Here is a 13826-nt window from a genome sequence, read left to right as displayed (position 1 = left end):
ATGGCGATCTTGGTCACCGGGGCCGCGGGGTTCATCGGTAGCAATGTGTGCAGGCATCTCCTTGACCGGGGCGACGAGGTTGTCGGGGTTGATAACGTCAACAGTTACTATGATCCGGCGCTCAAAGAGGCGCGCCTTTCATCCCTGCTAGCGGACAAGAATTTCAGCTTTGTTAGGGGCGATATCGCTGAAGCGGGAATGCTTGCCGGCGCGGTCAAAGGGCGCAAAATTACCCGGATTGTCCATTTGGCAGCGCAGGCGGGCGTCCGCTACTCCATCGAGGAGCCTCGCGCTTATATTCACTCCAATATTTCCGGACACCTCGAAGTTCTGGAATTAAGCAGGCATCTCGACCATTTCGAGCATCTGGTTTATGCCTCGTCCAGTTCTGTCTACGGAGGGAATGAGAAAGTCCCGTTCAGCGAGACGGATCGCGTCGATACGCCGGTCTCGCTTTATGCTGCGACGAAGAAGGCCGACGAATTGATGAGCCATGTCTATGGGCATCTTTTCGATATTCCGCAGACAGGGCTTCGCTATTTCACAGTTTACGGGCCGTTCGGTCGGCCGGATATGGCCTATTGGAGCTTCACCAAGAATATCATCGAGCGAAAACCCATACGCGTTTTCAACAATGGCGAGATGTGGCGCGATTTCACCTATATCGACGATATTGTGAAAGGCACGGTCGCGGCGCTTGATGGGCTCCCTCGTGCAGACGGGCCCCGGCATCGGATCTACAATATCGGCAATAACCAGCCGGAAAAGCTTTCACGCTTTATCGATATTCTCGAAGAAATCATCGGTATCAAAGCGATCAGGGAAATGGCGCCGATGCAGCCGGGCGATGTCGTGCGAACCTATGCCGACATTTCGGCGATCCAGCATGATCATGGATTTCAACCGACGGTCTCTCTGGAAGCCGGGTTGAAGTCCTTTGTCGGCTGGTACAAAGCCTATTTCCAAACTGGAGCCTAATTGGCGATCAAGTCTGGTATTATAACTGTCGTCTTCTTTATACTTACCGGCTACCGCTGCTTTTGGGCGCGGAAGATGGAATGCGCCTAGGAGCAATATAATGACGAAGAAAGTTGCCCTCATAACCGGCATTACCGGTCAGGACGGGGCGTATCTGGCCAAGCTTCTTCTCGACAAGGGATACATCGTGCACGGCGTCAAGCGGCGTTCTTCGTCGTTCAACACCGCGCGGATCGACGACCTGTATGAAGACCCGCATGTGGAAAGCGCGCGGCTTCTTCTGCACTACGGCGATCTCACCGACGCAACGAACCTTATTCGCATCGTGCAGGAGACCCAGCCGACCGAGATTTATAATCTCGCGGCACAGAGCCATGTGCAGGTAAGCTTCGAGACTCCGGAATACACAGCCAATTCGGATGCGATCGGTACGTTGAGGCTTTTGGAGGCGGTGCGTATTCTCGGCCTTGAGAAGACGACGCGCTTTTATCAGGCGTCGACCTCGGAGCTTTACGGCAAGGTGCAGGAAACGCCGCAAAGCGAGCGCACGCCTTTCTATCCGCGCAGCCCCTATGCGGCAGCGAAGCTCTACGCTTACTGGATCACGGTGAATTACCGCGAAGCCTATGATATGCACGCTTCGAACGGCATTCTCTTCAATCACGAGGGGCCGACACGCGGCGAGACCTTCGTGACGCGCAAGATCACAAGAGCTGTGGCGGCGATCGAACTCGGTCTGCAGGATGTTCTTTATCTGGGCAATATCGACGCCAAGCGCGATTGGGGTCATGCGCGTGACTATGTCGAAGGCATGTGGCGGATCGTTCAGCAGGACGAGGCAGACGACTATGTGCTGGCCACGGGCGAGACGCATTCGGTGCGCGAATTCGTGGAGTTGGCGTTTGGTGAGATCGGCCGCAGCATCGTCTGGAAGGGCGAAGGCGTCGATGAAATCGGCATCGATAAAAAGAGCGGCAAGACAGTCGTGAAAATCGATCCGCGCTACTTCCGCCCGACGGAAGTCGATCTGTTGCTCGGCGACCCACGGAAAGCGCATCAGAAGCTTGGATGGAAGCATACGACGACCTTCCCCGAGCTTGTGTCAGAGATGATGGCGAGCGATCTCAAAGCCGTTGCGCGGGAAGACGGACGGAAGGCACGAAATGACTGAGTCCTATTCGCTCAAGGACAAACGTGTTTATGTGGCGGGTCATCGCGGGATGGTCGGCTCCGCGATCCTGCGTCGCTTGCAAACGGAAAATTGCGAAGTCTTGACCGTCGGTCGCGAGCAGGTGGATTTGCGCCGTCAGGCTGAAGTTGAGGACTGGATGGCGGCGATGAAGCCGCAGGCGGTTTTCGTGCCGGCGGCGACCGTGGGCGGCATTCTTGCCAATGATACGCGCCCTGCCGAATTCATCTACGACAATCTGATGATCGAGACGAATCTCATCCATGCGGCCTGGCGGGTCGGGGTTGAAAAGCTGCTCTTCCTCGGATCGTCCTGCATCTATCCGAAAATGGCTCCGCAGCCGATGCGAGAGGATGCATTGCTGACCGGCCCTCTGGAGCCCACCAACCAGTGGTACGCGGTCGCGAAGATTGCCGGCATCAAGCTTGTTCAGGCCTATCGCCGTCAGTATGGCTGCGATTTCATCTCTGCCATGCCGACCAATCTCTATGGGCGGGGCGACAATTTCGATCTGCAGTCTTCGCATGTACTGCCGGCGCTGATCGCCAAGATGCATTCGGCAAAGATTGCGCGCGCATCGTCGGTGACGATATGGGGGTCGGGCACGCCCAAGCGCGAGTTCCTCTATGTGGATGATTGCGCCGATGCGCTCGTCTTCCTAATGCAGGCCTATTCGGACGAAGACCACATCAATGTCGGTTCGGGCGTTGACGTCACGATCCGCGAGCTTGCCGAGATGGTTAAGCGGATCGTCGGTTTCGAAGGGGAAATCGTAACCGATCCGTCCAAGCCGGACGGGACGCCGCGCAAGCTGATGGATGTGTCCCGGCTCACGCAGCGTGGCTGGAGCGCTCGGACGAGCCTTGAAGACGGGATCGCCGAGGTTTATCGCTGGTACAATAGCGAATTGCTGACGGCAGGATCCTGATCGATCCTGCCGGACAAAGCCAATGTCCGGCACCGGATGCGTCAGGAAAAGCGCTTAACGCGGCACACTTACAATAGTGTCATCTGGTTGCAAAAGTGCTAGAAAGCGCGTCGCGGCCCGGACAGGCGGGCGGCCACCCCAACACGGATAGACCGCCTTGTCCCCTGTGCTTCCATTCAAAGATGTCGTCCGTCCGCCGGTTGCGCTGATCACCGGGATCACGGGGCAGGACGGCGGCTATCTTGCCGAACTTCTTCTGGCGCGCGGCTATGTCGTGCATGGAATGGCGCGTGATGTCTCGCGGCTCGACCGGGAGCGTTTTGGTAGCGCTGGCGAACTCAGGCAGCGCCTTGTCCTTCATAGTTGCGACATGGCGATGGGCGATGCGGTGCATCGTCTTGTGCACGAGACGATGCCGGATGAAATCTACAACCTCGCGGCGCAAACGCATATTCAGACGAGCTTCGAAGACCCGGCCTATACGACCGATGTCAACGCCACCGGAACGATGCGTCTTCTCGATGCAGTCATAAAGCTCGATCCTGAACGGCATATTCGCTTTTATCAGGCGTCGAGTTCGGAAATGTTCGGCGATGCGGAGGGCCGCGTACAGAATGAAGAGACGCCGCTTCATCCGCTCAACCCCTATGCGGTTTCCAAGCATGCCGCCTTTGAGGCGACAATAAATTTCCGCGAAGCTTACGGTCTGCACGCCTCGAACGGCATTCTGTTCAATCATGAGAGCCCCTATCGCAAGCCGAGTTTTGTCACGCGCAAGATCGCCCAGGCCGTTGCCGCCTGGTATGTCGGGCAGGGTGAATGTCTGAAGCTCGGCAATCTCGACACGCGGCGGGATTGGGGCCATGCGGCGGATTATGTGCGCGGCATGTGGCTTATGTTGCAGCAGCCTTTGCCCGGCGACTATGTGCTGGCGACGGGCCGGGATCATTCGGTGCGCGAATTCGTCGAGACGGCTTTTTGTGAGATCGATCGCAAAATCGTCTGGCGTGGCGAGGGAGCGGCTGAAGAAGGCTTTGACGCTGCGACGGGCGAGCGGCTCGTTGCCGTGGATCCGCAGTTTTTCCGCAGGATCGACGTCAAGGGCACCCTGGGGGATGCATCTAAAGCCCGTCGCGTGCTTGGCTGGACGGCGAGCATAAGTTTTGCGCAGCTTGTGCGTGAAATGGTCGAGGCTGATGTTGCCCGCGCCGAGCTTGGTCTTGCCCGCCTGTCCGGAGTGACGGCCGGCGATTAAGCCGGCGACCTTTCCGTCGTTTCTCGAAGATCTTCACACGTCTGAATCTTGCCGGTTGCCAAGTTCATGCTCTTCCGAGCTGGGCTTGATACTTCAATGTCTGCGAGTCACACCAAATATTTTGCGTGGTCGATGAGACTCATCAGATTTGGAGTTTCTTTCTGTGTCGAGACGATGACATTATGTGCAAGATTCTTGGCGCAAGGTCATTTCGACGGTCTGCATACCAATGAATGCTGCATTGCCCTGTGGGGGGTAAATCGGGGGGCGCGATAGTCAGACGCGATGCGGTCTGGTCGTTCGCGGAGGGGAAGTGCGAGTATGGTGCGGACAAGGAGCGATGGGTAATTTCGATAGCGGTTTCGAACATGGGGATAGAGGCTCTGCGCCATCGGATCGTTCAGCAAGGAGGGCTGCGCCGGAAATTTTCGGCGAGGGTAGCGCGTCGTCAGCCTATCTGCGTGCGGGGAGCGTGCAGCGGCCGGGCGTGCGATCCGAGAGGGTCATTGGCGACATCGTCGCCGCAATCGATTTCGTCCTAATTGCCGGTGCTGCCGCGGTCGCAAAGTGGGCCTATATCGGCATGTATCTTGGCAGCCGCCAGCATGTCGAAGCCTATTTCGGCCTTGGCCTGATAGCGGGCTTTATCGCCGTCGCGGCATTTCGGTCCCAGGCACTCTATTCAATCGAGCTTCTCAGGCGCTTCAGCGGCACGGCGCGGCGCGTTTTATTCGGCGTCGGGATTGCGACGGTCGCAATTTTGAGTGTCGGCTATTTGCTCAAGGTGCTTGAGGAATTGTCGCGCGGCTGGACGGTGACCTGGCTTGCTGGCGCGGCATTGCTGGTCGTCGCCAACCACTATCTTGTATCGCAGCTCATCCAAAGTCGGATGGCATCGGGATGGTTCAGGCGCAATGTGGCCATTTACGGCAGCGGTGAAGTTGCCGGGAAGATGATCGAGCATCTCAACCGCACCAGCAGGAACTACCGTATTCTCGGTGTGTTCGATGATTTGCCGGACGGCGTCACGCCGCATGTGGCTTTGTCGGGTGGACTGTCTCACCTCATTCAGATGGGGCAGACAGCTCACATCGACGAGGTGCTGATCGCGCCTCCGTTTTCCGGCGAGCAGAATATTTCCGAAATTGTTGCGCAGCTATCTGTTCTGCCGGTTGATATCAGGCTTTGCCCCGACAAGGCTGCCTTTCACATTCGGCCGCTGGGGCTTGTCAATTATGACGGTGTTTCTGTGCTCGAACTTGTTCGGCGGCCGCTCGATGACTGGGGACCGATCATAAAGACGGTTGAGGATCGTGTTCTCGGAATCATCGCGCTCGCCGCAGCATCGCCACTCATGCTTCTTGTCGGATTGGCAATCAAGCTCGACAGCGACGGGCCGGTCTTTTTTCGACAGCGCCGGCACGGCTTCAATCATCAGATCATCACTGTGCTCAAGTTTCGTACGATGCATGTCGCTGAAGACGGGCCGGTCGTGCCGCAGGCGCAGCGCGACGATCCGCGTGTTACCCGTTTGGGCAAGTGGCTGAGGCGGACGAGCATTGACGAGCTGCCGCAGCTCATCAATGTCATCCGGGGGCAAATGTCGCTTGTGGGGCCGAGGCCGCATGCCCTCGCGCATAACGAGCAATATTCGGCATTGCTCGTGACCTATGCGAACCGGCATCGAATGAGGCCGGGGATTACCGGCTGGGCGCAAATCAACGGGCATCGCGGCGAAACGGACACGCCGGAAAAAATGCACAAGCGAGTGGAATGCGACCTCTACTACATCGAGAACTGGTCGTTCTGGCTGGATTTGAGGATCCTGCTCCTGACGCCGATTTATGTGTTTTTCAGTAGAAACGCATATTAGAGAGGCGCGTCACTTGCCGACGAGCTTGTCGAGCACGGGGCGGAACTTCGGTGCAATGTCGGGCCGGTCGAGTGCATAGGCCACATTGGCGGCAAGGTAGCCGATCTTGTCGCCGCAATCGTAAGTCGTGCCCGCAAAGCGATAGGCGAAGAAGTCCTGATCGGCGAGAAGCGCGATCATGCTGTCGGTGAGCTGGATTTCGCCGCCTGCGCCGGGCTTCTGCTTTTCGAGCCAGGCAAAGATTTCAGGCTGCAGAATATAGCGGCCCGAAATGATGAGGTCGGAGGGTGCGTCTTCGATCTTCGGCTTTTCGACCATGCCGCTGATGCTATGCGTGCGTTCATCGAAGCTCTTGCCGAGTGCCACGACGCCATAGCGATTGACGTGTTCGTGCGGCACTTCCTCGACGGCGACGATGTTGCCGCCATGCTTGTTATAGGTGTCGATCATCTGGGCGAGGCAACCCGGCTTTCCGTGGATCAGCATATCGGGCAATACGAGGGCGAAAGGTTCGTCGCCGACGATCTCGCGAGCGCACCAGACCGCGTGTCCGAGGCCCAGCGGCTCCTGCTGACGCACGAAGCTTGCAGCGCCAAAGGTCGGACGGCTCGCCTTCAGGATTTCGATTTCGGCGGTTTTTCCCCGCGCCTTGAGGGTCGCTTCAAGCTCATAGGCGAGGTCGAAATGGTCTTCGATCGCGCCCTTGCCGCGTCCGGTCACGAAGACGAAATGCTCGATGCCGGCCTCGACCGCTTCTTCCACCGCATACTGGATGACCGGCTTGTCGACGACGGTCAGCATTTCCTTGGGGATGACTTTGGTGGCGGGCAAAAACCGCGTGCCGAGTCCCGCGACCGGGAAAACGACCTTGCGAACCTTCCTCTGGGCCTTCGACGTCATGCTCTTCCTCTACGCATCTTCCGCGGACGGCAACCGTCCAAAATTCAGCAAATCATCTTTGACAGGCAAATTGTGTCGCATGAATGGCGGGCTTCCCGCAAGGAAACGGCTCCACTTCCGATGCGGTTCAAGGCGGGCGTCGGCTTTTGTTTCGGAGTAGAAATGTTATGATGCGGCTGTCCCCGTTAACTGCCTTGCGCGATCCATTGTCGTCGCGGCATCCCATGGGGCTGCAAACATGATATTCTCCTGCCGCATCGGCGCAGGGGGCGCCTGCGCGAGAGGATTGATTTAGTGAGCATTTATCCGGTGATCTTGTCTGGCGGGGTTGGCTCCCGGTTGTGGCCGACGTCGCGTGCTCTCTATCCCAAGCAATTGCTGCCGCTCGTCTCTGAGCAGACGATGTTGCAGGAGACGGCGCGACGCGTGACCGATCCTGCGCTTTTCGCCGCACCCATCATTGTCTCGAACGACGAACATCGTTTCATCATTGCGCAGCAGATGCGTGAAGCGGGACTCACGCCGCTTGCTCATCTTCTGGAGCCTGTGGGGCGCAACACTGCGCCTGCCGCTGCCGCAGCCGCTGCCTTTGTGCAGACGCATGAGCCAAAGGGCATTGTACTGATCTTGCCTGCGGATCATCACATTCGCGATGTCGATGCTTTCCGCGCCGCCGTTGCGCAAGGCGCAAAGCTTGCGGGTGAGGGCAAGCTCGTTACATTCGGCATCGTGCCCTCCGCGCCCGAAACGGGCTATGGCTATATCAAGCGTGGAGCGTCGCTCGGGCATGGCGCTTTCGCGGTTGAGCGTTTCGTCGAGAAGCCGAACCGCGAGACGGCGGAAACCTATCTCGCTCGAGGTGGCTACGATTGGAACGCGGGCATCTTCATGTTCCGCGCCGATGTCATTCTCGACGAGATGCACAAGCATTGCCCCGAGATTGCGGCGCGGGCCGCCGAGGCCGTATTGAAAGGCGCACGCGATCTCGATTTCCTGCGCCTGCAGCCGGAAGCCTTTGACGCCTGCCCCTCGGATTCGATCGACTATGCCGTGATGGAGCGGACGACACATGCCGCCGTTGTCCCCGTCGAAATGGGCTGGAGCGACATCGGAAGCTGGTCGGCGCTGTGGGAAACGGGCGCGCAGGACGAGATGGGCAATGTCGTTTCCGGCGACGTGATCTCCATTGATACGAATGATTGTTATATCCGCGCTGAGACTGGGCTTGTCGCGACGCTCGGCGTTCGCGATCTCATCATCGTCGAGACGGGCGACGTGTTGCTTGTCGCCGACCGTAACCGTGTGCAGGACGTGAAGAAGATCGTCGAGCGCATCGCCGCCGATGGACGAACCGAGCACCAGATTCACAATCGTGTGCATCGCCCCTGGGGCTTCTATGAAGGCCTCGATGCGGGCCCGCGTCATCAGGTCAAACATCTGATGGTGCGCCCCGGCGCATCGCTCTCTCTGCAGATGCACCACAAGCGCGCGGAACATTGGGTCGTCGTGAAGGGTGTGGCGCAGGTGACGGTCGGCGACGAGGTCAAGCTTCTGCAGGAAAACGAGTCGACCTATATCCCCGTTGGCACCAGACACCGGCTGGAAAATCCGGGGACGGAGCCCTTGAGCATCATCGAGGTGCAATCGGGCAGCTATCTGGGTGAAGACGACATTGTGCGCTTTGACGATGTCTATGGCCGGAAATCCGATGCCTCGGCTGCGGAATAGCGGGTTTAACGCATGAGTTACAAGCAACGCCTTGCCGGTGAGGCTGAGCGTCTTCGCGATACGCGCATTCTCTGCGTTGGCGACGTCATGCTCGACCGCTACGTCTATGGCGATGTTGAGCGTGTGTCGCCGGAAGCGCCGATCCCTGTTTTGAAGGTCAATGAAGAGCGCGCCATGCTTGGCGGCGCGGGCAATGTCGTGCGCAATCTTGCGGCTCTCGGCGCCCGTGTCTCATTCATCAGCGTTGTCGGCCCCGATGAAGCGGGTGCGGAAATCGCGGATATGCTCAATGCGCTTCCGCAAACTCAGGCTCGCCTCGTGACGGAAGCGACGAGGCGCTCGACCGTCAAGACGCGCTACGTCGCGATGAACCAGCAGATGCTGCGCGCCGATCACGAGACGGTGGCGCCTTTAAGCCTCGCGCGGCAGGAAGAATTGCTCGGTCATATCAGGGCTCTGTTGCCTGCCTCGCAGGTGCTCGTTTTGTCTGACTACGGCAAGGGCGTGCTGACGGCTGCGGTTTGTCGTGCGGCCATCGAAGAGGCGCGTGATCTCGGCATTCCTGTCGTTGTCGACCCCAAGGGGCGCAATTATGCGCGTTATCGAGGCGCCAGCGTCATCACGCCGAACCGCCGCGAGCTGGCGGAGGCGACGGGTCATATTCTCGCCGATGAAGGCTCCATCGTTGCGGCGGCGCGTGAACTCACCGAACAATGTGGCATCTCGTCTGTGCTCGTGACGCGCAGCCAGGAAGGCATGAGCGTGATCGTCGATGACGGCACGGTGACGCATCTGCCCGCCGAGGCGCGCGAAGTTTTCGACGTATCGGGCGCTGGCGACACGGTTGTCTCGACGCTTGCCGCTGCTCTCGCTGCGGGCCTGCCTCTTGTCGACGCAGCGGGTCTTGCCAATGCCGCGGCCGGGCTTGTCGTCGGCAAGGTGGGTACGGCGGTTGTCTATCGCGACGAGCTGGCTGCGAAGCTGCGTGAACGCAAGTTCACCTCCATCGACCAGAAAGTGGCGACGCAGCACGGCGCGCAGGATATTACAGCCGCATGGCGCAGGCGCGGTTTGCGTGTGGGCTTCACCAATGGTTGTTTCGATCTTCTGCATCCGGGCCATGTCGCGCTGCTCGCTCAGGCGCGCAGCCTTTGCGACCGGCTTGTCGTCGGGCTCAATAGCGATGCCTCGGTGACGCGGCTCAAGGGACCGACACGGCCCATTCAACCCGATGTGGCGCGCGCGACGGTGCTTGGCTCGATGTCCAATGTCGATCTCGTGGTGCTGTTTGAGGAAGACACGCCGCGCGAGTTGATCGAGATGCTGCGTCCCGATGTTCTCATCAAGGGCGGGGATTACACCGTCGAGACGATTGTCGGCGCGGATTTCGTGCAGTCCTATGGTGGCCGCGTTGAAATCATCGATCTCGTTCCGGGCTTCAGCACGACGAAGACCGTCGAAAAAATGAACAGTTAGACAGTCATGTCGCTTTTCGTTCATCGGCATGAAAAGGCGGACGGACGAGAGCTTCTGCTTTACGGGCGCGCACCGCATCAAGGCATTGCCGGGCCTGAACTTGAAGCGGCACCGGCCGGCCGTTCGCATTTGCGATGGCATCCACTCAGGCAGGAATGGGTCGCCTATGCAGGGGCAAGGCAGGCGCGGACGTTTCTTCCGCAAGCGGCGGAGTGTCCGCTTTGCGTCTCTCAGGCGGGGCGCATAGGAGAAATCCCCTTTTCCGATTTCGAGATCGCAGTTTTTGAAAATCGTTTTCCGGCGTTTAGTGCCGATGCGGAAATGCCTGATGCCATTCGCGGACTGACGCTCGCGCAGGCGGGCGGACGATGCGAAGTCATTGTCTATTCCCCGGATCATCGGTCGAGCCTTGCGGGGCTTTCCGACGAGCGGCTGGAGCTGCTGATTGAAGTCTGGGGCGCGCGCGTCAAGGTGCTGCGGGATATGGGTTTTGTGGCCGTGCTGCCGTTTGAAAACCGGGGCGAGGAAATCGGCGTCACGCTGCATCATCCGCATGGCCAGATTTATGCTTTCTCCTTTCTTCCGGCGCAGCTTGCCCGAGCGGCGAAGGCGCAGGCCGAAGCGCCGCTGATCGCGCAACTGATCGAGACACTCGATCCGGCGCTGATATTGCGAGCGGGGCAGGCGGCGCTTTCCTTCGTGCCGCCCTTCGCCATGTATCCTTATGAAGTCTGGCTGGCACCACGCCGCCGGGTTGCGTCGCCTGACGAGTTGACGGATACGGAGCGCAGCGATCTGGCTCAAGCGCTTGGCGACGCCATGCGCAGGCTCGATGCGCTTTTCGATGCGCCCATGCCCTATATCCTCACTGTGCAGACAGCGCCTCAAGGATTTGAGGATACGTTTCACATGACGATTGAAATTCATCCCTTTCGGCGCGACACGAACAAGCTCAAATATCTCGCAGGTGTGGAGCAGGGCGCGGGCGTATTTCTTGTCGATGTGCTGCCGGAGGAAGCGGCGCGCAGGCTTCGGGCGGCGAGCGCATGAGGGACGATTTTCAACGCCTCTTTGGCAGAGAGCCGGAGGCCGAAGGCGCGGCGCCCGGCCGGGTCAATCTCATTGGCGATCATACCGATTATGCGGAAGGCTTCTGCTTGCCGATGCCGCTTGCGCATGAGACGCGGGTGGCGATGGCGCGGGCATCGCGTTTCCGCGCGGCGAGTCTCACCAATGGAGAAACGAAAGAGTTCGATCCGGCGGGCCCGCCGCGCGGCGACTGGACGGATTATGTCGCTGGGCCGATTGCGGAACTGGCAAAGCGCGGGTTTGTGTTGCCGCCTGTCGAGGTTCTGGTTCGCTCGGATGTGCCGCAGGGCGCGGGTGTTTCATCTTCAGCGGCGTTGGAGGTAGCTGTCATACGCGCCGCATTGTCATTGCTCGGTGCGGAGATGAGCGATGCCGACATCGCTCGGGCAGCGCAGGCGGCGGAGAACATCTATTGCGGCGTTCAATGCGGCATACTCGATCAGATGGCATGCGCGGTTGGCCGTCCCGGCGAGGCGCTGCTTCTCGATTGCCGCGTGAATGAAGGGCGGCTCGTCGCCGTGCCGCCGTCATTCCGCTTTGCCGTGATCCATTGTGGGCAGGAGCGACGGCTTGTCGATGGTGCCTACAATGCACGTCGGGCGTCCGTTGAGGCTGCGGCGCGGTTACTCGGTCTGGTGTCTCTGCGGGATGCGACGGTGGAGGCCGTGGCAGGGATTGACGATGCGGAGATCGCCAGTCGCGCGCGTCATGTGGTGAGTGAAAATGCGCGAGTGCTGGCAGCCGTCGAGGCGCTCCGCTCGGCGGATGCGCTTCAGTTCGGCGATCTTATGGTGGAGAGCCATCTCTCGCTTGCCAGAGACTATGAAGTATCCACATCGGCGCTCGACCGTTTGGTCGAGACTGCCATCGCGGCGGGCGCTTTCGGCGCGCGGCTGACCGGGGCGGGTTTCGGCGGCTGCATCGTTGCACTCATTGCGCCGGGCGAGGCCGAGCGCTGGTGGGCGCGCGTGCAGGCGGAAAACCCGAAAGCCTGGGCCGTTCAGCTTTAATGCGGCGGGTGGCCTAGTGGAATTTCGGCAGCCAGTCGCCATGCGCTTCGATCAGATCGTCGACCATGTGCCATATCTGATCGAGCGATAGCTCTGCCGCGACGTGCGGGTCGAGCATGGCGGCATGATAGATATGCTCGCGTTTGCCGGTCGCCAGCGCCTCGACGGTCAGCGCCTGCACATTGATGTTCGTCTGCATGAGTGCCGCGAGATGCGGCGGGATAGCGCCCGCCCGTGTCGGCGTGATGCCGTTGCTGTCAACGAGGCAGGGCACTTCCACGCAGGCGCCGTCGGGCAGGTTGTCGATCAGGCCGCGGTTCGCGACATTGCCATTGATCGTTGTCGGCTTGCCGGTGACGACTGCGCGCATGATCCGCGCGCCATATTCGCCGGAGAAACGCACGTCGATCTTGTTCGCGCCGATGAAGTCACGCTCCTGCGCTTCCCATGCCGCGATCTGCTCTTCGCAGCGGCGGATATATTCATCAAGCGGAATGTTGAACTTCTCGATCAGGTCGGGCCGGTCGCGCTTGATGAACCAGGGCACATACTCCGCGAAATGCTCGCTTGATTCCGTGACGAAATAGCCGGTGCGGCGCAGCACTTCGTAGCGCACTTTGTTCGCGGCGGGTTCGCGGCCCTCCGCTGCGATCTGCTTCAGACGGGGATAAAGGTCTTCGCGCGTCCCGTCGGCATTCAATTTCTCAAAGCGCGTATAGAAGGACATGTGATTTATGCCCGCGCATTGATAGCGAATGTCCTTGTAGTTCACGCCAAGATCCTGCGCGAGTTCGTAAGCCGTGCCCTGCACCGAATGGCAGAGGCCGACATGGGCAATGTCGGGCGCGAGCTTCGACAGTGCCCAGCAATTGATCGCCATGGGGTTCACATATTGCAGCATCAGCGCCTTGGGACAGAGCTCGCGCATGTCGTTTGCAATATCGAGCAGCACGGGGACAGTGCGAAGGCCACGCATGATGCCGCCGATGCCCAGCGTGTCGGCGATGGTCTGACGGAGGCCGTATTTCTTCGGAATTTCGAAGTCGATGACGGTGCCGGGCTTGAAGCCCGCAACCTGGATCATCACGATGACGAAGTCCGAACCTTTCAGCGCGTCGCGGCGGTTCGTGGTCGCGGTGATTTTCGGCGTGACGTCGAGGGCAGAAGCAATCTTGTCCGCGACGATGCGCGAGGTCTTCAGGCGCGCCTCGTCTATGTCGTGAAGAGCGATCTCGCAATCGGCGAATATGTCGTTCAACAGAATATCGCCGACGAGGTTCTTCATGAACACCGTGCTACCGGCACCGATCAGGCAGACTTTGGTCACGCGTTTTCCCCCAGACAACAAGGGCATGAGCATCGGCCAGCTTGCGCGGCTCGTCAATTACGGCCAACTTTGG

General features: G+C 59.4%; 11 protein-coding genes. 9 read left to right on the top strand and 2 right to left on the bottom strand.

The window, feature by feature from the left end; translation table 11 throughout:
* From WA943_RS03195 to WA943_RS03175, 5 genes are all read left to right on the top strand, one after another.
* Positions 1-978 carry an NAD-dependent epimerase/dehydratase family protein gene (locus tag WA943_RS03195; RefSeq protein WP_424468393.1) on the top strand — a complete coding sequence of 326 codons (978 nt, stop codon included), beginning with the start codon at positions 1-3 and terminating at the stop codon, positions 976-978.
* A gap of 100 nt (positions 979-1078) precedes the next feature.
* Complete coding sequence (gene gmd / locus WA943_RS03190; protein ID WP_424468392.1) at positions 1079-2149, top strand: GDP-mannose 4,6-dehydratase; 1071 nt, start codon at positions 1079-1081, stop codon at positions 2147-2149.
* Positions 2142-3095 carry a GDP-L-fucose synthase gene (gene fcl, locus WA943_RS03185; RefSeq protein WP_424468391.1) on the top strand — a complete coding sequence of 318 codons (954 nt, stop codon included), beginning with the start codon at positions 2142-2144 and terminating at the stop codon, positions 3093-3095. The genes gmd (WA943_RS03190) and fcl overlap by 8 nt, the downstream gene beginning before the upstream one ends.
* Positions 3096-3261: 166 nt before the next feature.
* A complete protein-coding gene (gene gmd, locus WA943_RS03180; protein ID WP_424468422.1) occupies positions 3262-4350 on the top strand; it encodes a GDP-mannose 4,6-dehydratase in 1089 nt (362 codons plus the stop codon).
* Between the two features lie 487 nt (positions 4351-4837).
* Positions 4838-6223, top strand: a complete 1386-nt coding sequence (locus WA943_RS03175) for an undecaprenyl-phosphate glucose phosphotransferase (RefSeq protein WP_424468390.1) — start codon at positions 4838-4840, stop codon at positions 6221-6223.
* 9 nt (positions 6224-6232) lie between these two features.
* Here WA943_RS03175 and galU read toward each other — a convergent pair whose 3' ends face one another.
* Positions 6233-7123, bottom strand: a complete 891-nt coding sequence (gene galU / locus WA943_RS03170) for a UTP--glucose-1-phosphate uridylyltransferase GalU (protein WP_424468389.1) — start codon at positions 7121-7123, stop codon at positions 6233-6235.
* A 294-nt stretch (positions 7124-7417) separates the two neighbouring features.
* Between galU and WA943_RS03165 the strand changes: the two genes are divergently transcribed.
* Genes WA943_RS03165 through galK form a run of 4 tightly spaced genes read left to right on the top strand, consistent with a single transcriptional unit; the run spans position 7418 to position 12426 of the window.
* The gene (locus tag WA943_RS03165) at positions 7418-8851 is read left to right on the top strand and encodes a mannose-1-phosphate guanylyltransferase/mannose-6-phosphate isomerase (RefSeq protein ID WP_424468388.1); all 1434 of its coding nucleotides are present in this window, start codon (positions 7418-7420) and stop codon (positions 8849-8851) included.
* A 12-nt stretch (positions 8852-8863) separates the two neighbouring features.
* The gene (gene rfaE1, locus WA943_RS03160; protein ID WP_424468387.1) at positions 8864-10327 is read left to right on the top strand and encodes a D-glycero-beta-D-manno-heptose-7-phosphate kinase; all 1464 of its coding nucleotides are present in this window, start codon (positions 8864-8866) and stop codon (positions 10325-10327) included.
* A gap of 6 nt (positions 10328-10333) precedes the next feature.
* Complete coding sequence (galT, locus tag WA943_RS03155; RefSeq protein WP_424468386.1) at positions 10334-11377, top strand: galactose-1-phosphate uridylyltransferase; 1044 nt, start codon at positions 10334-10336, stop codon at positions 11375-11377.
* Positions 11374-12426, top strand: a complete 1053-nt coding sequence (galK, locus tag WA943_RS03150) for a galactokinase (protein ID WP_424468385.1) — start codon at positions 11374-11376, stop codon at positions 12424-12426. The genes galT and galK overlap by 4 nt, the downstream gene beginning before the upstream one ends.
* Before the next feature lie 13 nt (positions 12427-12439).
* On the opposite strand, the gene WA943_RS03145 is transcribed toward galK, so the two are convergent.
* On the bottom strand, positions 12440-13753 hold the full coding sequence (locus WA943_RS03145; protein ID WP_424468384.1) for an alpha-glucosidase/alpha-galactosidase: 1314 nt from the start codon (positions 13751-13753) through the stop codon (positions 12440-12442).
* Positions 13754-13826: the final 73 nt, after the last annotated feature.

It is taken from the genome of Parvibaculum sp., from assembly GCF_049651025.1.
Lineage (GTDB): Bacteria > Pseudomonadota > Alphaproteobacteria > Parvibaculales > Parvibaculaceae > Parvibaculum.
The sequence above is the reverse complement of the archived record's forward strand: the minus strand, read 5'-3'. Positions and strand labels throughout refer to the sequence as shown.